We start from the raw sequence: 24,228 nt of genomic DNA on the forward strand, positions 1-24,228 counted from the left end.
TACGGCCACCCCGCACCGGGAAGTATGTCGTGCATCACACCGAATCGAGTAAATTCGTAGATGAGAGGGTCCGCTGCGGCGGCCCCTCTCATAGGTGCCTGAACAGGTAACCGGAGAGGACAGAACACATGAGTACGCCGCTGCCCAGCTATACGTCCGGAGTATGGGACGGTCCGATGCTGGGCGACACCATCGGAGACAACCTCGATCGCACGGTTGCCGCACACGGCGACCGCGATGCGTTGATCGACCACGCCAGCGGTCGACGATGGACGTACCGGGAGTTCGCCGAGCAGGTGAACGGGCTCGCTGCCGGACTACTTTCCCGTGGTGTGGGGAAGGGTGATCGGGTAGGAATCTGGGCTCCCAACTGTCCGGAATGGACGTTCACTCAATACGCGACGGCAAAGATCGGCGCGATCCTGGTCAACATCAATCCGGCGTACCGCTCGCACGAGTTGCAGTACGTACTCGAGCAGGCCGGGATCTCGACGCTGGTGTCTGCGGCCAGCTTCAAGACCTCGGACTACGCGTCGATGATCGAGACGGTGCGGCCGCAGTGCCCGGATCTGACGTCGGTGCTCCTGCTCGGTTCACCCGAGTGGGACGCGGTGCTTGCAGACGGCTTGGCGGCGCAGGCAAGCGATCCGGCTCCGCTCGCCGCAGCCCAGGCCGCGTTGTCGGCCGACGACGCGATCAACATCCAATACACCTCGGGTACTACCGGTTTCCCGAAGGGCGCGACGCTCAGTCACCACAACATCCTCAACAACGGCTATTTCGTCGGCGAGTTGTGCCACTACAGCGAGGTCGATCGGGTGTGCATCCCGGTGCCGTTCTACCACTGTTTCGGCATGGTAATGGGCAACCTTGCGTGCACCAGTCACGGTGCTGCCATGGTCATTCCGGGTCCGGCTTTCGATCCGCGTGCTTCGCTCGAAGCCGTTCAGGCCGAAAAGTGCACGTCCCTCTACGGCGTTCCGACGATGTTCATCGCGGAGTTGGCGTTGCCGGACTTCGACAGCTTCGATCTGTCGTCCCTTCGCACCGGCATCATGGCGGGCTCGCCCTGCCCGGTCGAGGTGATGAAGCAGGTCATCGATCGCATGGGCATGTCGGAGGTGTCCATCTGCTACGGCATGACGGAGACCTCGCCGGTGTCGTTGCAGACCCGCTCGGACGATTCGATCGAGCAGCGCACCGAAACGGTCGGACGGGTAGGGCCGCATCTCGAGATCAAGATCGTCGATCCGGCAACCGGATTGACGGTGCCCCGTGGCGAGCCGGGTGAACTGTGCACGCGTGGTTACTCGGTCATGCTCGGATACTGGGAGAACCCGGAGAAGACCGCCGAGGCGATCGACGCTGCCCGGTGGATGCACACCGGAGACATCGGAGTCATGGACGAGGCCGGATACGTCGCCATCACGGGACGCATCAAGGACATGGTCATCCGCGGTGGCGAGAACGTCTATCCGCGTGAGATCGAGGAGTTCCTCTACACCCACCCCGACATTCTCGATGCGCAGGTCATCGGTGTACCCGACGCAAAGTACGGCGAGGAATTGATGGTGTGGGTCCAGATGCGCGAAGGTGCAGACGATCTCGACGCCGATTCGGTCCGCGCGTTCTGCACCGGCAAGCTCGCGCACTACAAGATTCCGCGGTACGTCCATGTCGTCGACGAGTTCCCGATGACAGTCACGGGCAAGGTCCGCAAGATCGCGATGCGAGAACAGGCGATCGAATTGATCGGTCAGGCCTGAGAGTATGTCCGCGAACCCAGGGGAGCGTGAGCCGGTACGCCCCGAGATCGCGCTCTCCTGGAAGCGTTCTCGACTCAGTGGCCTCGACCCGTCGTCGGCCATCGCCGTGGACACCGAGGAGCAGGACGGTGAGTCTCGTCTGCTCCGGGCAGCCGCACCCGTGCTCGACGAAGTTTCGCAACAGATCGCGGGCACCGGTTTCTGCGTGCTGCTTGCCGATCGAGAATGCCGCGTCGTCGCTTCGGTGTACTCCGACAGTCGCGTCGAGCGAACGATCGAGCGGTTGGGCGTCGTCAACGGTTCACGCTTCGGCGAAGAGCACGCCGGCACCAACGCGCTCGGTACGCCCCTCGAGGTCGGACGAAGCGTGGTGATCCACGGTGACGAGCATTTCCTCGACAGCCTCAAGGGTTTGAGCTGCTATGGACAGCCGATCCTGCATCCCGTCACACGTCGTGTCGAAGGCATTCTCGACATGACCGGCGTTGTCTCGCAGGCCAACCCACTGTTCGCGCCCTTCCTTGCGCGTGCTGCAGCGGACATCGAGAAACGGCTGCTCGAAGGCTCGAAAGCATCGGAGCAGCGGCTGGTCGACGCATTCCAGCGAGTTTCACATCAGCGCCACATTGCCGTCGCGGCCATCGGCGACGACATCCTGCTGAGCAACCGAACCGCTTTGGATTTGCTCGACACCGCAGACCATGTATCGCTCCGTTCCTTGATTGCCGACCTGAATCCGGACCAATCACGATTGGTGACAGTCGAATTGGCGTCCGGCGCTCTGGCGCGAGTTCAAGCCGACCGGATTTCCGGGGCTGACGGTGGTGCGCTCTTCCTGGTCGAACCACTCCAACGGGAACGGGCACCGATCCGCAGAACGCACGAGCGGGCACCGTCTCCGGGCGAACGACTGCGGCGCGACCTGATGCGGGCGCGGGCAACCTCTGCCGCCGTGGCGATCTCTGGTGAAGCGGGATCCGGCCGAACCTCGGCAGCATCGGATGTCGTCGGCAGTGTCGATGCGAGTTGGCTCGATGCCACGCGAATCGCGTTCGACGGCCGTGAGCAGTGGGTCACCGATCTCGTGCGAGCAGCCCGTAAGCGTTCGGGCGTGGTCGTGATCGAACAGGTACAACTCCTTCCTGACTCGGTGTTGCCGCTGGTCGCAGACCTGATCGACGCCAGCGCCGAGGGGCCGAAAATCGTACTGACCAGCGGAGCGGCAGTTGATCTTCCGCCGACCATCGCCGCGCTGCTCTCACGATGCGCCTCCCGGGTTGTCATCACCCCACTGCGCGAGCGACAGGCTGAGATCGCCGAGTTGGCACAAGTCATGTTGGAGGGGATCTCGCCAGAACTGAGGTTGACCGCCAGCGCTGCCGAAGCACTCGCGGCGGCCAACTGGCCGGGCAACCTGGCCGAATTGCGCGTCGTGTTGAATCGCGCCTCGGATGAACGCTCGAGCAATCGCATCGACGTCGCTGATCTGCCCGAGGACTATCGCACCACGACCAAGGTGTCGCGGTTGGCAGGGCGGGAGAAAGCCGAGCGCCAGGCGATCATCGGAGCGTTGAAAGACTGCGGCGGCAACAAGGTTCACGCGTCGGCGCAACTCGGAATCAGCCGAAGCACTCTCTATACACGGATGCGGGCGCTCGACATCACTGTGTAGTTTGCTGTCCGACTTCAGTTGTACAAAGTTCGGACAGTTAGCACCCCTGGAAGCGCGGAAGTATGGCGTGCATCACATTCGCACCTCACTACTTCAGGGGAGTTTCCGATGACGGCAGTAGCCGAACACACCATCAGTTCCGCGGTACAGGGTTTCCTGAACGGACCGAAGAAGCTCTACATCGGCGGCGAATTCGTCGACGCCGCTTCGGGTCAGACCTTCGCGACGTACAACCCGGCTGACGGACAGAAGCTCGCAGACGTGGCACACGGTCAGGCCGAAGACATCGACCGCGCGGTACGTGCCGCTCGAACGGCTTTCGAGGACGGCCCCTGGTCACGTATGAAGGCAAACGAGCGCGAGCGGATGATCTGGCGCGTCGGCGACATTCTCAGTGCTCGTGCCGAGGAATTCGGTCAGCTCGAAGCTCTCGACAACGGCAAGTCCGTTGCCATCGCCACCGCCGTCGACGTGGCTTGGGCCGCAGACGTTTTCCGCTACTACGCGGGTTGGGCCACCAAGATCGAAGGCAGCACCGTCAACGTGTCGATGCCCTTCTCTCCGGGCGGCGAGTTCCACGCCTACACCCTGCGTGAGGCGATCGGCGTCTGTGGACTGATCGTGCCGTGGAACTTCCCGCTGCTGATGTCGTCGTGGAAGCTCGCCCCCGCGCTCGCCGCCGGCAACACGGTGATCCTCAAGCCCGCTGAGCAGACCCCGCTCACCGCACTGCTTCTCGCGGAGGTCTTCGAAGAAGCAGGCTTCCCGCCCGGCGTCGTCAACATCGTTCCCGGCTTCGGCGATGCAGGTGCTGCTCTGTCCGGCCACGACGACGTGGACAAGGTTGCGTTCACCGGTTCCACCGAGGTGGGTAAGAAGATCGTCGACGCCGCCAAGGGCAATCTGAAGAAGGTTACGCTCGAGCTCGGTGGCAAGAGCCCCAATATCGTGTTCGCCGACGCCGATTTCGATTCCGCGGTGGAGGGTTCGCTCAACGCGTGGCTGTTCAACCACGGACAGTGCTGCGTTGCGGGTACTCGTCTGTACGTCGAGGACACCATCTTCGAGAAGTTCACCGAGGCCGTCGCGCACGCAGCGAGTCAGGTCAAGATCGGACCCGGCCTCGATCCCACCACCCAGCTCGGACCCCTGGTCTCGCAGGAGCAGTTCGACAAGGTGACCGGCTACCTGCGTGAGGGAATCGCCGACGGCGCACGTGCACTGACGGGCGGCAACCGCTGGGGCGATCAGGGCTACTTCGTCGAGCCGACCGTCTTCGTTGACGTCAAGCCCGAATTCTCCATCGTTCAGGAGGAGATCTTCGGACCCGTCGTGGCGGCGCTGCCGTTCAATGCGGACGACGGACCGATCACTGCCGCAAACGATTCCATCTACGGCTTGGCCGCCGGCATCTGGACCCGGGACATTTCCAAGGCTCACCGCACGGCGAAGCGCTTGAAGGCCGGTTCGGTGTGGATCAACCAGTACAACGGCTTCGACACTGCAATGCCCTTCGGTGGATACAAGCAGTCCGGCTGGGGCCGCGAGCTCGGCGCTTCGGCTATCGATCTCTACACCCAGACCAAGGCCGTCAACATCGCTCTCTGACCGACCCCATCGCTCATTCTCTCGTCCGACAATCAAGGAGATCACCAGTGAAGACCAAAGCTGCTGTACTGCTCGAGCCCGGAAAGCCTTTCGAGATCATGGAACTCGACCTCGACGGCCCGGGTGTGGGTGAGGTACTGATCAAGTACACCGCTGCCGGACTGTGCCATTCGGATCTGCACCTGACCGACGGTGATCTCCCGCCGCGTTACCCGATCGTCGGCGGACACGAAGGCTCGGGCATCATCGAAGAGGTCGGCCCAGGCGTCACGAAGGTCAAGCCGGGCGACCATGTCGTGTGTAGCTTCATCCCCAACTGCGGCACCTGTCGCTACTGCTCGACCGGTCGCCAGAACCTCTGCGACATGGGTGCCACCATCCTCGAAGGCTCGATGCCCGACGGTTCCTTCCGTTTCCACGGCAACGGAATGGATTTCGGCGGAATGTGCATGTTGGGAACGTTCTCCGAGCGCGCCACCATTTCTCAGCACTCGGTAGTCAAGATCGACGACTGGCTTCCCTTGGAGACAGCGGTGGTCGTCGGCTGCGGCGTGCCTTCGGGTTGGGGAACGGCAGTAAATGCCGGTAACCTTCGCGCCGGTGACACCGCTGTGATCTACGGCATCGGTGGTCTCGGCATCAACGCCGTCCAGGGCGCCGTTTCGGCCGGCTGCAAGTACGTCGTTGTGGTCGATCCGGTTGCTCTCAAGCGTGAGACCGCACTGAAGTTCGGTGCAACCCATGCCTTTGCAGACGCCGAGAGCGCTGCTGCCAAGGTCAACGAGCTGACGTGGGGACAGGGTGCCGACGCTGCGCTCATCCTTGTCGGCACCGTCGACGAGGACGTGGTCAGTGCAGCGACGGCAGTGATCGGCAAGGGTGGCACCGTGGTGATCACGGGACTCGCCGACCCCGCCAAGCTGACCGTTCACGTGTCGGGTACCGACCTGACGCTGAATCAGAAGACGATCAAGGGCACGTTGTTCGGGTCCATGAATCCGCAGTACGACATCGTGCGACTGCTGCGTCTCTACGATGCCGGTCAGCTCAAGCTCGACGAACTGATCACCAACACCTACAGCCTCGAAGACGTCAACAAGGGCTACCAGGATCTACGTGACGGCAAGAACATCCGTGGCGTGATCATTCACGACAAGTAACCCCAAGTGCTGTGCGCCTTTATTAACCGCCCGCGGTTAATAAAGGCGCACAGCACTATTTCTTGGCTTTCGACAAAATCTGCATCAACTGAAGTAGCGCCGAGAACTTCGCGAACACCGAGCGCGAGACCACCGGACCGAAAGCCGCGGTGTCGGTTGCGTCGAAGGCGTCGAGCAGATCGCGGAAACTTTCGACCTGTTTGACCATCGCGTCGAGATCGACGTGCGTGACTGTGTCGGCGTCACGCAGAGCGAGCAGGTACTGCGGCGCCGTCACCAAGGCGACCGCCGGTATCTTCCGCTCGAACAACGGTTCACCCTCACCGAAATGAATGACCGGTCCTGGCGCCACGATTCGGCGATCGCCTGCCCCGATGTCGCGCCACAGCGGTGCAACGATGTCGTGTACTTCCCGACTCGTCGCGTAGAGCAGTTCCGGTTCCGGAGTGGTCTCCAACGAATAGCTGCCGATCGAGGTGTTCTCGGTATCGCCCAGTGCGCCGAGGTGTTCGATTGCGATCCCCGCTACTGCGCGCGCCTGACCGTCTTCGCCCTTCCACATCTCGGGGTGTGCTTCGAGCCAGGTGGACGTTGCCTGTCCGTGCTTGGACACCGCTGGAATGCGAAGGTGGCCGGTCGTCAGCACAAAAACGTACGACCGTCGATGCGGCTGCGCGACGGCGTGCCGCGCCAAGGCCAACATTCCCAGATGCCCGTTCTCCTCGACGCCGTTGGTTCCGTCGCTGTGAGTGATGAGCAGAATCGTCTCTTCCGGTGATGTCCCCGGGGATACCGCCCACACCGTGTCGGTCCGGGTGTCCGGATGCAGAGTTGCATCCAGAACCAGAGTGGCCCGCTGGCCCGAACGAGCTGCAGCGACAACCTTCCTGCCCTCGTCGCCGGCCACCCAGACGGCGGGGATGTCGTGGTACGGCTGCGTGAACGGAAGATATTGTCCCAGCGCGTTGTCCGGAGCGATGTCACGCCACACCGCGATCACGCCGAGCACTCCGGCTTTGCGGGCCTTGTCGAGTTTCGGGCCAAGAAGAGTCGCGGAGAGAACCGGATTTCGAAGAGTCTCGTCGGTGGCGATCGGACCCCACTCGCTGACCAGTAGTTTGCGGGGAAGATCGATGTGCGGGACCTCGATCACTGCGATCGCGCCCTTGGCCAAGGACCACTTGGGGCGTCGCGCGCTGACGTGGACCAGGGGAGCGGAGATTCCCTGAGGGCCGGTCAATCCCGAGTAGGGGAATGCGGACGAAACCTTGATCGGCCCCGTGGGCAATTCGATGCGAAGTCCGTCAGACGTTGCCGGTAGATCCCAGCGTTCGAAAGTGTGTGAATCACGCCGGACTTCGAGGCCCAGTTCGGTCAGTTCGTTCGCGACTTCCTCCACCACCGCGTGGTGCGAAGGTGATCCCGTCAATCGTGGCCCCCGCGCGTCGAGTCGCTGTTGGCCTGCAAGGAGGAGATCGCGATCGACGGCCTGGCCGTGATTCATGGGATTGCCTTTCGTGCTACGCGACGTCTGCTCTGGTGAGGCGCCTGCCCGTGTCGTGTCCACGGTACCGAGCGGTCTGAAAAGGACTCGGAGAGCGCGCCGGATATGCCGTTTTCGCAGATATACCAGGTGCCAACGAGCCGGTCGGTCCGTACCGTATGACCTTGGCACCGAAAGACTCCGTGTTCTTCGGACAGACCAGTCCACGGCGAGAGAGGCCTACGTTGGCTACGTATCTTTACAGGTTGGGGAAGTTCGCTTTCCGCCACAAGTATCTTGTGGTGGCCGCGTGGATTATCGTGATCGCGGTGGTGGGGGGCGCTATCAGCGCCACAAATCCGACGTTCTCCAAAGAATTCAATCTTCCGGGCACTGATTCACAGCGTGCGACCGAGTTGATGAACGAGAACTTTGCAGCGGCAGCGGAGCAGCAAACTCAGGCGTCGACCAGCATTCTCATCGCGGCAGACGACGGGCTTGCCGCGCACAGCGATCAGATCGATCAGTTGATCGCGCAGGCGAAGACGTTGCCGGACATCGTCGATCCCGAGAAGATCGTCAATCCGGTCACTCTCGCGGAGGCAAATCCAGCGGTGGCGTCGGCCGTTCTCGGCGACAACGGCAAGGTCGGGCTGATCCAGCTCAATCAGTCGATTCGCATCGAGGATCAGACGCAGGCCAACAAGACCGCGTTCCTGGACTTGATGGCAAAGTTCCGCACCGGCGGCTTGCAAGTCGAAGGAACCGGCTCGATGATGCAGGTGCAGGCCGCGGGCGGTCTGTCGGAGATGCTCGGCTTCGCGGTGGCGTTCATCGTGATGATCGTGGCGTTCGGTGCACTCATCGCGGCGTTCATCCCGTTGTTCACTGCAATTCTGGGAATTGCGCTGGCCACTCTGACTGTCACCCTCGGCTCGGGCTTCTTCGACATCAACGAAGGCGTCACGGGAATCGTCACGATGATCGGCATCGCAGTCTCGATCGACTACGCGTTGTTCATCGTGTCGCGCTACCGCAGTGAGCTCAACCTGGGCGGAACCAGGGAAGCCGCCGCCGGACGCGCAGTAGGTACTGCCGGTTCGTCTGTCGTATTCGCAGGCCTGACAGTGGTGGTTGCGCTGGCGGCCCTGGCGGTGGTCGGGGTTCCGATGATCACGCAGATGGGAATCTCGGCAGCGGTTGCCGTCATCATCGCTGTGCTCGGCGCAATCACATTGATCCCAGCGGTTCTGGGTATCTTCGGCCGATTCGCGTTCTCGCCTCGTATCCCCGGGCTGCGCCACGGTGACGAGCCCGAGACGATGGAATCCAACGGACATCGCTGGGCCAAGATAGTCACCAAGTACCCGTGGCCGATCGCGGGTGCTGCGCTGGTGCTTCTGGTGATCGCGGCTATTCCGATGACGAAGCTCGAACTCGGACTCTCGTTCACTCAGGACGAAGAGCGGCCGGCACTTGCCCTGCTGCAACGTGGGTTCGGTGAAGGCGTCAATGGCGAATTGTTCGTCGTGCTCGACGCGCCTGACGGCACCGACATCACCGCGATTGCCGAAGGCACTGTCGCGCACATCAAGGGCCTCGACAACGTCGCAACTCCGGATCAGTTGATGTGGGTCGGAAACGGACCGGACGCAGCAAACCCGATGGCGGGCGCCAACTCTGCGCTGATCGCGGTCACCCCGCAGATGTCACCGAGCGGCCCCGAAACCCACGAGCTGATGAATCAGATCCGGGATTACGGATCGACGGTGAAATCGGAAGGCGCAGAACTCGGTGTAGCGGGGCAAACCGCGATCGTTGCCGACATGTCGTCGAAGCTCAGTTCCGCGCTCATCCCGTATCTCATCGTGGTTGTGGGGCTGGCGTTCATCATCATGATGGTCGTCTTCCGCTCGATCCTGGTGCCGCTGACCGCAACTCTCGGATTCCTGTTTTCCGTCTGTGCGACCTTCGGCGCCACGGTGGCCATCTTCCAGGAGGGCGACTTCGGGCTGATCGAGCACACACAACCCATCATCTCGTTCCTGCCGATCTTCATGATCGGTGTGGTCTTCGGGTTGGCGATGGACTATCAAGTGTTCCTCGTGACGCGAATGCGCGAGGAATACGTGCACGGATTGTCGGCCAAGGACGCCATCATCTCCGGCTACACCCATGGTGCTCGCGTGGTCGCGTCGGCGGCCATCATCATGATCTCCGTGTTCGGCGCATTCATGCTGTCCTCGGAGACGACAAGCAAGATGATGGGCTTCGGCCTCGCGGCTGCAGTCTTCTTCGACGCCTTCATCATCCGCATGATCGTGATCCCTGCGGTCATGTCGATTCTCGGTGATTCGGCATGGAAGTTGCCGGCGTGGCTCGACAAGATCCTGCCGAACGTCGACATCGAGGGTGAAGCGATTCGACGGATTCCGATCGAGCAGGATCCGGATTCCGATCCAGACCCGAATCAGGTGCCTGTGAGGGTGTAAGCACTCAGGCAGTCAGAACGGGGTGCCGGTTGCACAGCAACTGGCACCCCGTTCTTCTGTGTTCATACGGAGCCCGCGCGATAGGAAACCATCCGGTTGGTAACAGAAATTGCTGTGATCGCGACAGGAATTCCAGAGGCGACGCGCATCGGGGGCGAGCCGTGACGGTGACTGCGAGGGTACGTGTCGAAGGAGCAAACCGATTTGAAGCGGGCCGAGAAGTGGACCTTCGCGCTGACGGTCGTCTCCCTGATCGCCGGCGGGACAGTGGTTGCCGGGCTGGTGGATCGGTGGAGCAGTTCGCCGTCCGATGACATCTCGGTAGCTGCGACTTCGTCGATCAGCATGACGTCCACACCGGAAGAGATGGCGCCGGAGGACCTGCCTGAATTCTCGTACGTCACGCCGAGCGCGGTGTACCCGACCACGATTCCGGGTTGTGAAAGCGTCGAAGCGCCGGACGACGAACACGGAATCTCGATCTTCACATCGACAGGTGGCGACGACGCGTACGACGACCCACGTTTTCCGTGGTTTTCCGGCGCCAAAGCTGTATCGATGTCGGATGCGGTCGCCGATGCGATTCCGGACGGCGTCGAGATCAAGTTCGCCAGTCCGAGCCGATCACTCCAGTTCGGTCCGATCTCGGCACCGTCGACCTCGGACGAGTTACCCGAGGGATGGACGATCGAGGATCTGGCGTCCACTGATGCGTCGGCGACAATACTTCGAGGCGAGGCCAGTGGTGGACTGTCGGTCTCGGTCAACAGCAGTAAGGCGCCGGTTCCTCCGTGCATTGCCGGTTCTCTCGTCGAACGTCGCTCACTCGCGGATGGTTCAGTTGTGGACGTGCAGGACTCGTGGAGTGAAATCAACGGACAACGCACTCTCTCTCGTTCGGCGTTCCTTTACGGCATCGATGGCACACGAGTTCACGCCTATCTCGATGACACTGCCGATCGAGTCGGCGCCGAGGTTCAGGCAAGCGGCGCGCTTCCACTGACCATCGACGAACTGGTGTCCTTGGTCAGCCTGCCGCAACTGCGAATCACGACGCCTGCTCCGCCGGGTACGGCACCGCTTTCGCCCGGGTGCCACGGGATCCCCCGAGACTCTGGCGACGTGGCCGAACTCGATCGCGCGACGATCGAACGTCTCAACGCGGTACTCGAAGTCAGATGGCGCGCTGTACCTCCGGGTTTTCCGATTCTTGATACCGGACCGGGCACTCTGACGGTGGCGGAGAATGACAAGTCCACTGCATGTCAGAGACTTCTCACCCGGACGGGAGACAGCGAGTCGACGCTCAACATGACAATTACCGGCGGACAACCACTCCCTACGGAGCCCAACAAATACGACCCTTCCTACGACGGGCACCCCTTGGAGGTCGTGACGCGACCGGATGGATCCGTGATCGAGCGAGACGAACGGAACTACGCGACCGTGCCCATGACAAATGACGGCTCGAAAGCAGAATCGACGCAGGAAACGAGCAGGTCGGTGGTCGTCACCCGCCCGAATGGGACCCAAGTCTCGGTTTCGTCGTCGGCTGCGATCCCGAACGATCCGATGACGTTCGCGCAGTTGGAGTTTCTCGCGACGACCGAAGGCTTGGAGATTCGATGACCACCAGATTCTCCCCGAAATCGCGACTTCGGATCGCGGCCGCCGCAGCCGTAGTCACCGTCACTGCCGCCATCGCCACGGTGGTCACGTCGACGAGTTCCGAACCGACAGCGATCTCGTCGCCGCTATGGAGCGTCGAGGCCTCCGAGATTCTCGGGCGCGAGTTCGCGATCTTCCGGAGCCCACTTGTTGGAACCGAATTCAACATGGACATGGGCGGATTCATCGACGCCGGATCACTCGTGGTCACGATGATCGGTATGCCGGATCGTCAGGCGTATTCGTTGGACGACGCAGAATTGGTCGGATTGGACGCCGAAGATGGCACAGTTCGTTGGCGCACGTCGGCGGTCGACATCGGTGGTTGCTCCGAGACTCTGCTCGGCAGTTCGGTGCTGTGTTTCTCCGGGCCGTACGTATCCGGTGGTTCGTACTCGCTGTTCGACATCGAGACGGGAGAGCGGCGAGACATCAAGACACCGTGGTCGCCGATCGTCGCGGTTGTCTCGGGCGACACCGTACTCGCGCTCGAAGGTGATATCGAGAGCAACGACGTTCGCGTGCACAGCGGAACCGTCGACGATCCGGAAGCGAACTGGTCCAAAGCGTTCGACGTCGGTGGATCGTGGGAAGCCGGATACGTCGATCCGGTGATGTCGGTTCACGGCGACCTGGGCGTGATCGCTCTCGACGAGTCCTTGGGATTCGACGTGAAGACCGGCGAACAGCGGTGGGTACACGGTTACTCCACCTGTTCGACCGCGCACACATCGTCCGACGGGGTGACATTGGTGTCGGATGGCGGTTGCGAAGGCAATTGCCGTCCGACAAGTGAGTACGCGCTCGATCAGTACGGGCGCGAGTTCGCCAGGACGGACGAACTGCCTTCGGAGTCCTCGTACTACGGCGGACGATACAGCCGAGATGATCCGGCGGGAGGATCGACTCCGATCATTCTGGGACACAGCGGTTTCGACCGGACTTCGGGCGAGAAATTGTGGTCCAACAGTGAAGTCTTCGACACCGCACAGTCGTTGGCGGTGATCGGCAACGTGATCGCCGTGACCCGCTCCGGTTCCGAGCCCGAGGTCCAGTTCGTGGACCTGCTCACCGGGGAGGTCCTGTGGCGCTCGAACGCCGAGCGCGCCGGAGAGATCGCCTGGCACGGGGATGTCGTTATCGACGAGGGCAACGTCTACGGAACAGATGTCAGGACCGGCCAACGGAGTTGGGAGGTCCAAGTCGTCCAGGACGGGGACGACGAGTTCACGCCTTGGGTGATGCCGCGCGAGCTGTGGGCGGGGGAGAAGGTGCTGTTGCGTTCCAGTGAAGACCGCATCACGGCGTTGAAACTGTCGTGAAATTCGGTGGCTGCGAACCTTCGGCGATTAGCGAAATTCGATGGGTTACTGGTGAACTGGCATGATTCGACCTTTCGACATGCCGAACAAGCGCCTGAACTCCAGGCGCTCCTGCTCGAAGTTGTAGATGCGGTAGACGGGCCACACGAGCGCATGGAGCATCGAGTCGCCCCAGATGGTCAGTTTGAGGCGCCAATTCATGATGTTGTGAAGGTGCAGAACCGATTCGGATGCTTGGTTGTACTTCAGGTACTCCAACGGAGGGGTTTCACCGCGTCGACCGGACGTTTCTGCTCGCATGTCGGCGATCTGACCGATCGTCATCCCTTCCTCCCGAAGGCACAGTGAAAGGTCGATATCTTCGTGGATGTCCGGCCGGTCACTGACTTGCTCGCGGACCGACAACCATGCGCTTTTTCTGATCGCCATGTTCGCTCCGGCGACAGCGAGTACTTGACGTTCGCAATCGAACTTCCCCTGCTTCACCTGCCTGTCCAGTGCGTAGCGGTGGATTCGAGCAAACGGCGATTCGAAGAGGTAGGTGAGTCCGGCAACTGCTGAATGAGCGGTGCTGCGTTGGAAGAAACCCTTGACCGCATCTGCCCATCCCGGTTGTACCCGTGTGTCCGCGTCGATACGACCGATGATGTTGCCGGTCGAGGCGTCGAAGCCCGCGTTCCGGGCGTGTACGACGCCTTGGCGGGCCTCGAAGACATATCTGACTTTGTCGTACTTCTCGGCGAACTCCTGGATGATCGATGCAGTACCGTCCGTCGAGTTGTTGTCGACAATCAGAATCTCATCGATTTCCGACTCGGTCAGTAGACGCTCGATGCAGCCGGAAACCGCGTTCTCTTCGTTGAATACCGGAACAACCACCGAAAGTCGATTAGTGGACAAGTGTTCAATATCCTGCATGGATGCGGTCACTGTATTCCTTTGCTGGGCAATTGGGTCCAGTCCTTCGCAAAGGTTACGATAGCAATAGGTGACCATTCGGACAATTTGAACCGAGGGCCATATGATCAATCCCGCAACAGCTTATTGCGGGAAACTATCAGCATAAGTGCAGCTGGCACGGCATAAATGCATGCAGAATAAGGCTTTCGGAGCTGATTGATTTTTACCCGCTCGAGTCTATTCGTCGGTCGAACACCGGACTTTAGTCCTTCTAATTCCGGCAAATATAATGCTGCCCGTTCGCTGAATTGTGAATCGCCACTGCGGCAACCGTCGGGCAATATCTAGATGTCGCAAGTTGCTTTTCAGCGAAGTGGAGTCGGTGCAGCGCAAGTGCCATATTTGTAGATTCAACGGACCCTTGACGGCAAGGTTGCCGCCATCTGCAAATATTTGCTTTTGTAGCTGTCGGTCTGGATTTTCCAGTGAAGTCTGCCCCCGCGACTTTTCAGCACCGATTTCCGATGTGCAAACAGCAGCCGGCACCTACCTATCGGGTCAGGATGCCTTCGGTTTCGGGTGCCGGAACGGTTTTCCCCGTGATCGGATCGACTTCCTCGAGCGGTGGAACGTCTTCTCCGTCGAGCACTCGGCGCATGCGCTCCTTGTCGAGCTGCCCCTCCCAATTGGCGACCACGAAGGTTGCGACACAGTTCCCGAGCAGGTTCACCGACACCCGCATCGAATCCATGATTCGATCGGCGCCCAGTAGGAGAGCGACTGCGGCAACTGGAATTGCGCCGTGACCGATTGCGGCCACGGTGGCCGACAGCGCCAGAAATGACGATCCCGGCACGCCGGCCATTCCCTTCGAGGTGAGCATCAGAACCAGGACGGCAGTGATCTGTTCACCGAGTGTCAGGTCCACGCCGAGTGCCTGCGCCAGAAACAGCATGCAGATCGACAGGTACAGCGTTGCGCCGTCGAGATTGAACGAGTAGCCGGTAGGCACCACCAATCCTGTTGTAGTGCGCGAGCATCCGGCGTTGGTGAGCTTGACCATGATTCGGGGCAGAACTACTTCGGTCGACGCCGTTCCCAAAGCGAGGAAGAGTTCGTCCTTGATGTACTTGACGAATTTCCACAGGTTCACGCCCGCGAAGTACCTGACTATCGCGGCCAGGATGAGGATGAACAGGACGGCGGCGAGATAGCATGCGGCGATCAGCTTTCCGTAACTTCCGAGCGAAGCGATCCCGTACTGACCGACGATGTACGCCATCGCGCCCAAAGCGCCCAACGGCGCCAGTCTCATGATCCAGCCGATGATCGTGAAGAACAGATGGCTCAGACGATCGACGAGTTCGAACACGATCGGTGGTCCACTCTCACCCGCCTTGGCCAATGCGAGCCCGAACAGTACGGCGAAGAAGAGGACTTGGAGGAGTGCGTTCTCGGCGAAGGCCGAAACTATCGACACCGGAATGATATTGAGCAGGAATTCGACGGTGTGGGGAAGTTCGCCACTTCCGGTCTTGGCGGCCACGGCGTCCGCACCGTTCGCCAGCGTCTCCGGATCGATGTTGAATCCCGCACCCGGCTTCATCAGATTTCCGATGAGCAGCCCGAACAACAGGGCGAAGGTGGTCACGACTTCGAAGTAGATGAGTGCTTTGACGCCGATACGCCCCACGGCCTTCAGATCCCCGACGTGGGCGATCCCGATCACAACGGTGCAGAAGATGATCGGCGCGATCAGCATTTTGATCAGCTTGATGAACCCGTCGGCGAGGGGCTTGAGGTTCGCGCCGAATTCCGGCCACAACCAGCCGATGAGAACACCGATGACGATAGCGGCGATCAATTGCACGAACAGTGATCGGTACCAGGGCGGCTTGTTGGCGAGTCGCGCGAGCTCGCTGTTCGGCAGTTTTACGGAAGTTGGCATGGATGGGAACGGTAGGTCCGCTTGATTGCGAAAAAATAACTCGCGAATGTCGTGGATGTAACGCGTCGAGGTTGCATCTCGGACAACAATTCGGTCAACAAGCGACAGTTGTGTGTGACTGTGGCTATTGTTTCCCTGAGCGGTGATCTTCCGTCCGCGTGCATGCACGACGTGTGAGAGGGGCTGTCATGGGGCAAATTATCGGAACCATCATTTTCGGCGCAGTCATCGGAATCCTGGCTCGTCTCGTACTGCCAGGTAAGCAGCAGTACGGCATGATCGTGACCGTCGTGCTGGGTATCGCCGGAGCGCTTATCGGGTACTGGGTCTGGGGGGCGATCTCGGACAAGGGCGACACGGGTGGAATCGACTGGATCCGCTGGATCATCAGCATCGCCGCGGCGGCCGTGCTCTCGATCGGCTACAGCGCCGTCACTGGCAAGAAATAGCAAGCCGACCCAATTCGAGAAGTGCGCCCTCCCGAAGTTCGGGAGGGCGCACTTCTTTTTGTTTGCCCTAGTTGTCCGACCCCAGTTGTGAGCGAACGGCACTTTCGTCGCCTCAGATGCGCCGAAAGGCGCGTTCGCTCAGGGGAGGGGGACCGAATTCAGAGCGCCCGTCGCTGAAGATGCAGCGCCTCGAGGAACTGCGCCGGCAGATCCTGCTCGAGGATTTCGTCGTCAGGATGCGGTAGCGCTTTGATTTTGGCGAACTCGTCGTTGAGTCGTTCCATCTTGACGTCCAGGCGGTGTGCCGCGGCTGCAGCCTCGGTGAGTTCGTCAAGGAGTTCGACGGGAACCTCGCGGTTGTACTTGTAGTAGATCTTGTGTTCGAGGCTCGCCCAGAAATCCATCGCGATCGTGCGGATCTGAAGTTCGATCGGTACGTGCCTGACGCGGTCACTCATGAAAACCGGGACCTCGACGATCAAGTGCAAGCTCTTGTAGCCGTTGGGTTTCGGATCGGCGATGTAGTCCTCGCGCTCGATCACCCGAAGGTCCGTCTGGCTGGTGAGCATCTCGGCGATTCGGTACGTGTCGGAAATGAAGCTGCAGGTGATACGTACTCCAGCGATGTCGAAGATGTTCTTCGAGATGTCGTCGATCGTCAGCGGGACGTTCAGGCGTTGAGCCTTTCGCAGGATGCTGTCCGGTGACTTGACCCGTGACGTGACGTGTTCGATAGGGCTGTACTGATTGATGTGAGTGAACTCGTCCTTGAGGATGTTCACCTTGGTCATAAGTTCGGAGATTCCGAATTGGTACAACATCATGAAGCGGGAGAACTCGGTCCGCAGTTCGGCGAAATCGGCCCTGCTGACCCCACTGCTGTCTTCCACGTTCGGCACCCTCATCTGTTAGCTGGTGTAACCAGTCTGCCACCGATTGTGCCGTGTCCGGTTTCAGTGGGTGCGCAGTGCGGCGAGCGTCATATCCCGCAGGACTCGACGCGCGCGTGCCGGCGAAGCGGGGTTGGCGCTGTGAGGGGTCGAGTTGATCAGACCGAAGGTGGCATGCGCTTTGATTCGTGCGTCCGCCTGATCGAGTTGGGGATCGAGTTGCTCGAGCACCCCGACCCAGACCTCGACGTACTTGCGCTGCGTCTGGCGTACCTGTCGACGCGCGTCGGCCGGCAAGCTTTCGAGGTCGCGGTCCTGGATGCGGATCAGGTCCGGCTCGCCCAGTGCGAAGTCGAGGTGGAACTCCACCAGTGCGTCGAGTGCGGCGCTCGGTGAGTCCGCTGCCTCCGCTGCCGCAGAACCTCCTTCGTGCAGGCGCGTGCTGATGCCGACGAGAAGTTCCACGAGGACGGCGTCCTTGTTCGGAAAGTGCCGGTACACGGCCGGGCCGCTGATACCGACGGCCGCGCCGAGGTCTTCGAGTCGCACACTCACGAATCCGCGTTCGGCGATCAACCGTGCGGCGGCGTCCAAGAGCTGACGTCGACGGTCGGCCTTCATCTGATCGCGTCGCGTCGGAGCTGCTACCTGCTCAGAGGTCATTCTCTCGATCTTTCTTCGCTTGTGTTCTGGACAACTCAGTTAATCATAGTTAATCTAGTTTCAGTTATCGAGCATTAACTCATGGCGAAGGCGGCGGGATGACTCCCAGTGGAATCACGCAAGGATCGGGCTACCGGTCCGATCACACCGTTCTGGTGGACGAACTGAAGAAGAAACTGGCGCAAGCAGCGCTGGGTGGCAACGAGCGCTCTCGCGAGCGTCACGTGAGCAGAGGGAAGTTGCTGCCGCGAGATCGCGTCGACTCGCTGCTCGACCAGGGCAGCCCCTTCCTCGAGCTGTCCCCACTGGCGGCCAACGGCCTGTACGACGACGAGTGCCCGGGCGCCGGCGTCATCACCGGTATCGGCCGTGTGTCGGGTCGCGAGTGCGTCATCGTTGCCAACGACGCGACGGTCAAGGGCGGCACCTACTACCCGATGACGGTGAAGAAGCACCTGCGCGCGCAGGAAGTTGCGCTGCAGAACAACCTTCCCTGCATCTACCTCGTCGACTCCGGCGGCGCCTTCCTGCCGCGCCAGGACGAGGTCTTCCCGGACCGTGAGCACTTCGGCCGGATCTTCTACAACCAGGCGACCATGAGCGCCAAGGGGATTCCCCAGATCGCCGCAGTTCTCGGTTCATGCACCGCGGGAGGCGCCTACGTGCCCGCGATGAGCGACGAAGCAGTGATCGTCCGCAACCAGGGCACCATCTTCCTCGGCGGACCGCCGCTCGTGAAGGCTGCCACCGGTGAGATCGTGACGGCCGAAGAGCTCGGCGGCGGCGACCTGCACTCCAAGGTTTCCGGCGTCACCGATCACTTGGCCGAGGATGACCGCGACGCACTTCGGATCGTGCGCAACATCATTGCCACGCTCGGCCCCCGCTCCGAGCGCCCGTGGGACGTCATCTCCACGGTTCCGCCCGTCGCCGATCAGAGCGAGCTGTACGACGTCGTTCCGACTGATCCCCGTACTCCGTACGACGTGCACGAGGTCATCACCAAGCTCGTTGACGGTGGCGCGTTCCAGGAGTTCAAGGCTGAATACGGCAAGACGCTCGTCACCGGTTTCGCCCACATCGAGGGCCACCCGGTCGGCATCATCGCCAACAACGGCGTGCTCTTCGGCGAATCCGCCATGAAGGGAGCACATTTCATCGAACTGTGCGACAAGCGCAGTGTGCCGCTGCTGTTCCTGCAGAACATCGCAGGCTTCATGGTGGGACGCGACTACGAGGCCGGCGGCATCGCCAAGCACGGCGCCAAGATGGTCACGGCAGTCGCGTGTGCACGGGTCCCCAAGCTGACAGTCGTCATCGGCGGCTCGTACGGCGCCGGCAACTACTCCATGTGTGGACGCGCGTATTCACCTCGCTTCCTGTGGATGTGGCCGAACGCGCGCATCTCGGTCATGGGCGGCGAGCAGGCCGCGTCGGTGCTCTCGACGGTTCGTAGTGACCAGCTCGACAGCGCGGGTAATCCGTGGTCGGCCGAGGACGAAGAATCCTTCAAGGCGCCGATCCGCGAGCAGTACGAGGCTCAGGGCAATCCGTACTACTCCACTGCGCGGCTGTGGGATGACGGTGTCATCGATCCCGCAGATACCAGAACTGTTCTCGGCCTGGCCCTTTCGGTGTGCGCGAACGCGCCGATCGAGCCGGTCTCCTACGGCGTCTTCCGGATGTGAGCGAAATGACTGAGTTGCGCACTATCGATACTGTTCTCGTGGCCAACCGCGGTGAGATCGCGGTTCGCGTGATCCGCACGTTGCGTGAGTTGGGAATTCGCAGCGTCGCCGTCTACAGCGACGCCGACGCGAATGCTCGCCACGTCCGCGAGGCCGACACTGCCGTCAACATCGGACCGGCCGCGGCGCGTGAAAGCTACCTCGTCATCGACAAGGTCATCGACGCTGCCAAGTCCACCGGTGCTCAGGGTATTCACCCCGGTTACGGCTTCCTGTCGGAGAACTCGGCGTTCTCGGCTGCCTGTGCGGCTGCCGGAATCGCCTTCCTCGGCCCCTCCGAGCACGCCATCGAGGTGATGGGTGACAAGATCACCGCGAAGAACGCCGTTGCCGCGTTCGACGTACCGGTGGTCCCGGGTATCGCTCGCCCCAATCTGACCGACGAAGAACTGATCGCAGCGGCCGAGGACATCGGCTACCCGGTGTTGGTCAAGCCTTCGGCCGGCGGAGGCGGCAAGGGAATGCGTCTGGTCGAGGATCCGGCCAATCTGGCCGAGGCTCTTCGCAGTGCCCGCCGTGAGGCCGCGTCGTCGTTCGGCGACGACACCCTGTTCCTCGAGCGATTCGTCCTGCGGCCCCGGCACATCGAGGTCCAGGTTCTCGCCGACCAGCACGGCAACGTCGTTCACCTCGGTGAGCGCGAATGCAGCCTGCAGCGGCGTCACCAGAAGGTCATCGAAGAGGCTCCGTCGCCGCTGCTCGATCAGGTGACCCGTGACCGGATCGGCGCGGCAGCCTGCAACACCGCTCGAAGCGTCGATTACACCGGCGCCGGCACCGTGGAGTTCATCGTCTCCGCCGACAAGCCGGACGAGTTCTTCTTCATGGAGATGAATACCCGACTGCAGGTCGAGCATCCCGTCACCGAAATGGTGACCGGACTGGATCTGGTCGAATGGCAGGTCCGTGTGGCAGCAGGGGAGAAGTTGGCCTTCTCCCAGAGTGACATCACGCTGACCGGGCACGCCATCGAAGCTCGTGTGTACGCGGAGGATCCGGGCCGTGGATTCCTGCCGACGGGCGGCCGCGTCGTCGATCTGGTCGAGCCGTCAGGTTCCGGCGTGCGCGTCGATTCCGGACTGCTCGCGGGCACCGTCGTCGGCAGTGACTACGACCCGATGCTCAGCAAGGTCATCGCCCACGCTCCCGACCGCGCGGGCGCACTGCGCAAGCTCGATCGCGCACTCGGTGACACCGCAGTGCTCGGAGTCGTGACCAACATCGAATTCGCACGGTTCCTCCTCGCTGATCCGGATGTGATCGCGGGCAACCTCGACACCGGTCTGCTCGATCGTCGCGTCGAAGACTTTGTCGCAGCCGACGCCTCCGACGAGGTGCTCATTGCTGCCGCGGCGTATCGCTGGCTCTCGCGGTGGACAACTTCGGAATCCGTTGATCCCTGGGACGTCCCGAGTGGGTGGCGCGTCGGAACTCCCGCTCCGACCAGCATCAGGCTCTCCGCCGGCACCCGAACGGCGCACGTTGCGATCGTCGGCGTTCCCGCGGATGCAAAGGTCGAGGTCGAAGGTTCACAGCCTCGCGCATTCAGCGCGACCCTGACGGGATCCGAACTGGCGGTGGTGATCGACGGACGTCGACGCACGTTTGTCGTCGCCCAGACCGATGGCGGTCTGTGGCTGGCAGGCGGCGGAACCTGGCACGTGCGCGAGGTAGCCGAAGTCAGCGTTCGCGGTGAGGACAAGCATGCCGGTGACGCCGAAATCGCCAGCCCCATGCCCGGTGCCGTCATCGCAGTCAACGTCGAGAACGGCGCGGCAGTGAGCGCGGGACAACCACTCGTCGTGGTCGAGGCCATGAAGATGGAGCACTCCTTGACGTCCCCGATCGACGGGATCGTGGAAGTGCTTGTCCGTCAGGGCGATCAGGTGATGGTGGATCAGGTTCTGGCCCGCGTGGTACCTGTCGCGGACGAAGAGACTGCAGAAGTAAAGACCGAGAACACGACGCAGAAGGAAGACGCCTGATGTCCGATTACCTTGCCACCGGAGCGCTTCCGGACGAATACCAGCAGCTCGCCAAGACGGTTGCGGATTTCGCGAAGACCGTAGTGGCACCGGTTGCTGCCGAGCACGACGCCAACCACACCTTCCCGTACGAGGTAGTGGCCGGGATGGCCGACATGGGACTGTTCGGCCTGCCGTTTCCCGAGGAGTACGGCGGAATGGGCGGCGACTACTTCGCACTCTGCCTGGCGCTCGAAGAGCTGGGCAAGGTCGACCAGAGCGTCGCGATCACTCTCGAAGCTGGTGTGTCCCTTGGTGCCATGCCGATCTACCGTTTCGGTAACGAGGCACAGAAGCAGGAGTGGCTTCCGCAGCTCACCAGCGGCAAGTCGTTGGCTGCCTTCGGCCTGACCGAACCCGGTGCGGGTAGCGACGCCGGCGGAACCAAGACCACCGCGAAGTTCGACAGCGGTGAGTGGATCATCAACGGCAACAAGCAGTTCATCACCAACTCGGGCACCGACATCACCAAGCTCGTGACGGTCACCGCGGTCACGGGTGTCAAGGACGGCGGCAAGAAGGAGATCTCGACGATCCTCGTGCCGACCACGACGCCCGGCTTCACGGCCGAACCGGCGTACAACAAAGTCGGTTGGAACGCATCCGACACCCATCCGCTCACGTTCGCCGATGTTCGTGTCCCCGAAGAGAATCTGCTCGGTGAGCGCGGCCGCGGCTACGCGAACTTCCTGCGCATCCTCGACGAAGGCCGCATCGCTATTTCCGCGTTGAGCGTCGGTGCCGCCCAGGGCTGCGTCGACGAGTCGATCAAGTACGCCAAGGAACGCGAGGCGTTCGGTCGCCCCATCGGACACAACCAGGCCATCGCGTTCAAGATCGCGCGTATGGAGGCTCGTGCCCACGTCGCACGTACCGCGTACTACGACGCGGCCGCACTCATGTTGTCGGGCAAGCCGTTCAAGAAGCAGGCCTCTATCGCCAAGCTGATTTCCTCCGAAGCTGCCATGGACAACGCCCGTGACGCCACGCAGATCCACGGCGGATACGGCTTCATGAACGAGTACGCCGTCGCGCGCCACTACCGTGACAGCAAGATCCTCGAAATTGGTGAGGGAACGACCGAGGTGCAGTTGATGCTCATCGCTCGTGAGGCAGGGCTGTGACGAACCCCAAGAAGATCACTCAGCGCGGGCTCTGGTTCGAGGAGTTCGAGGTCGGCGCGATCTACGAGCATCGCCCAGGCCGGACGGTGACCGAGGCTGACAACGTCCTGTTCACGACTTTGACCATGAACACGCAGGCGTTGCATCTCGATGCCGCGTACAGCGAGGACACTCAATTCGGTGTGCGGCTGGTCAATTCGATGTTCACCCTGTCGACCATCGTCGGCCTGTCCGTCGCGCAGTTGACGCAGGGCACCATCGTGGCGAACCTCGGTTTCTCCGAGATCAGCTTCCCGAAGCCGCTCTTTCACGGCGACACCTTGTATGCCGAGACGCTCATCGCGGACAAGCGCGAGTCGAAGAGCCGTCCAGGTGAAGGCATCGTGACGCTCGTGCACACCGGGCGTAACCAGCACGGTGACGTCGTCGCATTGGCCACGCGCAAGACACTGGTGCAACTGCGTCCGGCAGAGGTGTCCTCATGACGTGGACACCGCCGGGGCCGGCGTGGTTGTTCTGCCCGGCGGATCGTCCCGAGCGCTATGCGAAGGCCGCGGCTGTTGCCGACGTCGTGATCCTCGATCTCGAAGACGGTGTGGCTCCGGCCGACAAGGAAGCCGCACGTGCAGCCCTGATCGACACGCCTCTCGATCCGGAGCGGACGGTCGTGCGCGTCAATCCGGTCGGTACGCCTGATCACGAACTCGATCTGATCGCGCTGGACGGCACACACTATTCGCGTCTCATGCTGTCCAAGTGCGAATCGGCCGAGGACGTCCTCTCGCTCGCACCGGCGGACGTGGTTGCGCTCGTCGAGTCCCCGCGAGGAGCCCTCGCCGTGGCCGACATCGCGCTTGCTGCGAACGCCATCGGTGTCATGTGGGGAGCCGAGGATCTTGTTGCCGGTCTCGGCGGCAACTCGAGCAGGCACCCGAACGGTTCGTACCGCGACGTTGCCAAGCACGTCCGATCGACGTCTCTCCTGGCCGCGAAGAGCTACGGCCGGTTGGCTGTCGATTCCGTGTACCTCGACATCAAGGACCTCGTCGGCCTGGGCGTCGAGTCCGCTGATGCCGTCGCAGTCGGCTTCGACGTGAAGGTTGCGATCCATCCGAGTCAGGTCGAGGTCATCCGCGGGGCCTTCGCACCTTCGGAAAAAGAGATCGACTGGGCCACACGAGTGCTTGCCGCGGTGTCTACTGAACGTGGTGTGTTCGCGTTCGAGGGCAAGATGGTCGACGCTCCCGTTCTTCGGCACGCCGAGAAGCTTCTTCACCGAGCCGGAATCTTTCAGCAGAAGGAGAACTAACG

Annotated in this window: 18 protein-coding genes; 13 read left to right on the forward strand and 5 right to left on the reverse strand. The window is 61.6% G+C overall.

Features of this window, described 5'->3' with window-relative positions:
* Window positions 1-128: 128 nt before the first annotated feature.
* The 4 genes from M0639_RS09015 (at window position 129) to M0639_RS09030 (ending at window position 6,206) form a co-directional block, all read left to right on the forward strand.
* Entirely contained in the window at window positions 129-1,766 is a 1,638-nt protein-coding gene (locus tag M0639_RS09015) for an AMP-binding protein (protein ID WP_003941942.1), read from the forward strand.
* Window positions 1,767-1,770: 4 nt separating this feature from the next.
* The gene (locus M0639_RS09020) at window positions 1,771-3,438 is read left to right on the forward strand and encodes a sigma-54-dependent Fis family transcriptional regulator (RefSeq protein WP_003942072.1); all 1,668 of its coding nucleotides are present in this window, start codon (window positions 1,771-1,773) and stop codon (window positions 3,436-3,438) included.
* A gap of 108 nt (window positions 3,439-3,546) precedes the next feature.
* Window positions 3,547-5,046 carry an aldehyde dehydrogenase family protein gene (locus M0639_RS09025; RefSeq protein WP_019744236.1) on the forward strand — a complete coding sequence of 500 codons (1,500 nt, stop codon included), beginning with the start codon at window positions 3,547-3,549 and terminating at the stop codon, window positions 5,044-5,046.
* Between the two features lie 47 nt (window positions 5,047-5,093).
* On the forward strand, window positions 5,094-6,206 hold the full coding sequence (locus tag M0639_RS09030; protein ID WP_003942086.1) for an NDMA-dependent alcohol dehydrogenase: 1,113 nt from the start codon (window positions 5,094-5,096) through the stop codon (window positions 6,204-6,206).
* A gap of 55 nt (window positions 6,207-6,261) precedes the next feature.
* Here M0639_RS09030 and M0639_RS09035 read toward each other — a convergent pair whose 3' ends face one another.
* Entirely contained in the window at window positions 6,262-7,710 is a 1,449-nt protein-coding gene (locus tag M0639_RS09035; protein WP_064074169.1) for a zinc-binding metallopeptidase family protein, read from the reverse strand.
* Window positions 7,711-7,934: 224 nt separating this feature from the next.
* On the opposite strand from M0639_RS09035, the gene M0639_RS09040 reads away from it, so the two are divergent.
* From M0639_RS09040 to M0639_RS09050, 3 genes are all read left to right on the forward strand, one after another.
* Window positions 7,935-10,181: an MMPL family transporter gene (locus M0639_RS09040; RefSeq protein WP_047268953.1), complete on the forward strand. Its 2,247-nt coding sequence runs from the start codon at window positions 7,935-7,937 to the stop codon at window positions 10,179-10,181.
* Between the two features lie 183 nt (window positions 10,182-10,364).
* Window positions 10,365-11,810 (forward strand): hypothetical protein, encoded by a 1,446-nt coding sequence (locus M0639_RS09045; RefSeq protein ID WP_054827684.1) that lies wholly within the window; start codon window positions 10,365-10,367, stop codon window positions 11,808-11,810.
* Entirely contained in the window at window positions 11,807-13,171 is a 1,365-nt protein-coding gene (locus tag M0639_RS09050) for an outer membrane protein assembly factor BamB family protein (protein WP_064074168.1), read from the forward strand. Before M0639_RS09045 ends, M0639_RS09050 begins: the two co-directional genes overlap by 4 nt.
* 45 nt (window positions 13,172-13,216) lie before the next feature.
* Here M0639_RS09050 and M0639_RS09055 read toward each other — a convergent pair whose 3' ends face one another.
* The gene (locus tag M0639_RS09055; protein WP_037129871.1) at window positions 13,217-14,089 is read right to left on the reverse strand and encodes a glycosyltransferase family 2 protein; all 873 of its coding nucleotides are present in this window, start codon (window positions 14,087-14,089) and stop codon (window positions 13,217-13,219) included.
* Window positions 14,090-14,621: 532 nt separating this feature from the next.
* Window positions 14,622-16,019: a C4-dicarboxylate transporter DctA gene (gene dctA, locus M0639_RS09060; RefSeq protein ID WP_021343541.1), complete on the reverse strand. Its 1,398-nt coding sequence runs from the start codon at window positions 16,017-16,019 to the stop codon at window positions 14,622-14,624.
* Between the two features lie 188 nt (window positions 16,020-16,207).
* On the opposite strand from dctA, the gene M0639_RS09065 reads away from it, so the two are divergent.
* Window positions 16,208-16,468, forward strand: coding sequence for a GlsB/YeaQ/YmgE family stress response membrane protein (locus M0639_RS09065; RefSeq protein ID WP_003942027.1), 261 nt, complete (start codon window positions 16,208-16,210; stop codon window positions 16,466-16,468).
* 158 nt (window positions 16,469-16,626) lie between these two features.
* Here the strand turns inward: M0639_RS09065 and M0639_RS09070 are convergent, their stop codons facing one another.
* Both M0639_RS09070 and M0639_RS09075 read right to left on the reverse strand, forming a co-directional pair.
* Window positions 16,627-17,373, reverse strand: coding sequence for a GTP pyrophosphokinase (locus M0639_RS09070; RefSeq protein WP_024487832.1), 747 nt, complete (start codon window positions 17,371-17,373; stop codon window positions 16,627-16,629).
* Between the two features lie 48 nt (window positions 17,374-17,421).
* Complete coding sequence (locus M0639_RS09075; protein ID WP_003941968.1) at window positions 17,422-18,021, reverse strand: SACE_7040 family transcriptional regulator; 600 nt, start codon at window positions 18,019-18,021, stop codon at window positions 17,422-17,424.
* Window positions 18,022-18,119: 98 nt separating this feature from the next.
* On the opposite strand from M0639_RS09075, the gene M0639_RS09080 reads away from it, so the two are divergent.
* Genes M0639_RS09080 through M0639_RS09100 form a run of 5 tightly spaced genes read left to right on the forward strand, consistent with a single transcriptional unit; the run spans window position 18,120 to window position 24,226 of the window.
* A complete protein-coding gene (locus M0639_RS09080) occupies window positions 18,120-19,709 on the forward strand; it encodes a carboxyl transferase domain-containing protein (protein WP_042453308.1) in 1,590 nt (529 codons plus the stop codon).
* A 5-nt stretch (window positions 19,710-19,714) separates the two neighbouring features.
* The gene (locus tag M0639_RS09085) at window positions 19,715-21,754 is read left to right on the forward strand and encodes an acetyl-CoA carboxylase biotin carboxylase subunit (RefSeq protein WP_064074224.1); all 2,040 of its coding nucleotides are present in this window, start codon (window positions 19,715-19,717) and stop codon (window positions 21,752-21,754) included.
* The gene (locus tag M0639_RS09090) at window positions 21,754-22,917 is read left to right on the forward strand and encodes an acyl-CoA dehydrogenase family protein (protein ID WP_007730190.1); all 1,164 of its coding nucleotides are present in this window, start codon (window positions 21,754-21,756) and stop codon (window positions 22,915-22,917) included. The genes M0639_RS09085 and M0639_RS09090 overlap by 1 nt, the downstream gene beginning before the upstream one ends.
* Window positions 22,914-23,402 (forward strand): MaoC family dehydratase, encoded by a 489-nt coding sequence (locus M0639_RS09095; RefSeq protein WP_003942078.1) that lies wholly within the window; start codon window positions 22,914-22,916, stop codon window positions 23,400-23,402. The genes M0639_RS09090 and M0639_RS09095 overlap by 4 nt, the downstream gene beginning before the upstream one ends.
* Window positions 23,399-24,226, forward strand: coding sequence for an HpcH/HpaI aldolase/citrate lyase family protein (locus tag M0639_RS09100; RefSeq protein ID WP_003942031.1), 828 nt, complete (start codon window positions 23,399-23,401; stop codon window positions 24,224-24,226). The genes M0639_RS09095 and M0639_RS09100 overlap by 4 nt, the downstream gene beginning before the upstream one ends.
* The last annotated feature ends 2 nt before the right edge of the window (window positions 24,227-24,228 follow it).

The organism is Rhodococcus qingshengii JCM 15477, from assembly GCF_023221595.1.
In the GTDB taxonomy this organism is placed as follows: Bacteria; Actinomycetota; Actinomycetes; order Mycobacteriales; family Mycobacteriaceae; genus Rhodococcus_F; species Rhodococcus_F qingshengii.

Excerpts from the sequence above, each read along its gene's own strand:
- M0639_RS09015 (WP_003941942.1), top strand. The coding sequence starts at position 129 with ATGAGTACGCCGCTGCCCAGCTATACGTCCGGAGTATGGGACGGTCCG.
- M0639_RS09055 (WP_037129871.1), bottom strand. The coding sequence starts at position 14,089 with ATGCAGGATATTGAACACTTGTCCACTAATCGACTTTCGGTGGTTGTT.
- M0639_RS09065 (WP_003942027.1), top strand. The coding sequence starts at position 16,208 with ATGGGGCAAATTATCGGAACCATCATTTTCGGCGCAGTCATCGGAATC.
- M0639_RS09090 (WP_007730190.1), top strand. The coding sequence starts at position 21,754 with ATGTCCGATTACCTTGCCACCGGAGCGCTTCCGGACGAATACCAGCAG.
- M0639_RS09080 (WP_042453308.1), top strand. The coding sequence starts at position 18,120 with ATGACTCCCAGTGGAATCACGCAAGGATCGGGCTACCGGTCCGATCAC.
- M0639_RS09035 (WP_064074169.1), bottom strand. The coding sequence starts at position 7,710 with ATGAATCACGGCCAGGCCGTCGATCGCGATCTCCTCCTTGCAGGCCAA.
- M0639_RS09070 (WP_024487832.1), bottom strand. The coding sequence starts at position 17,373 with ATGAGGGTGCCGAACGTGGAAGACAGCAGTGGGGTCAGCAGGGCCGAT.
- M0639_RS09085 (WP_064074224.1), top strand. The coding sequence starts at position 19,715 with ATGACTGAGTTGCGCACTATCGATACTGTTCTCGTGGCCAACCGCGGT.
- M0639_RS09025 (WP_019744236.1), top strand. The coding sequence starts at position 3,547 with ATGACGGCAGTAGCCGAACACACCATCAGTTCCGCGGTACAGGGTTTC.
- dctA (WP_021343541.1), bottom strand. The coding sequence starts at position 16,019 with ATGCCAACTTCCGTAAAACTGCCGAACAGCGAGCTCGCGCGACTCGCC.
- M0639_RS09020 (WP_003942072.1), top strand. The coding sequence starts at position 1,771 with ATGTCCGCGAACCCAGGGGAGCGTGAGCCGGTACGCCCCGAGATCGCG.
- M0639_RS09100 (WP_003942031.1), top strand. The coding sequence starts at position 23,399 with ATGACGTGGACACCGCCGGGGCCGGCGTGGTTGTTCTGCCCGGCGGAT.
- M0639_RS09075 (WP_003941968.1), bottom strand. The coding sequence starts at position 18,021 with ATGACCTCTGAGCAGGTAGCAGCTCCGACGCGACGCGATCAGATGAAG.
- M0639_RS09050 (WP_064074168.1), top strand. The coding sequence starts at position 11,807 with ATGACCACCAGATTCTCCCCGAAATCGCGACTTCGGATCGCGGCCGCC.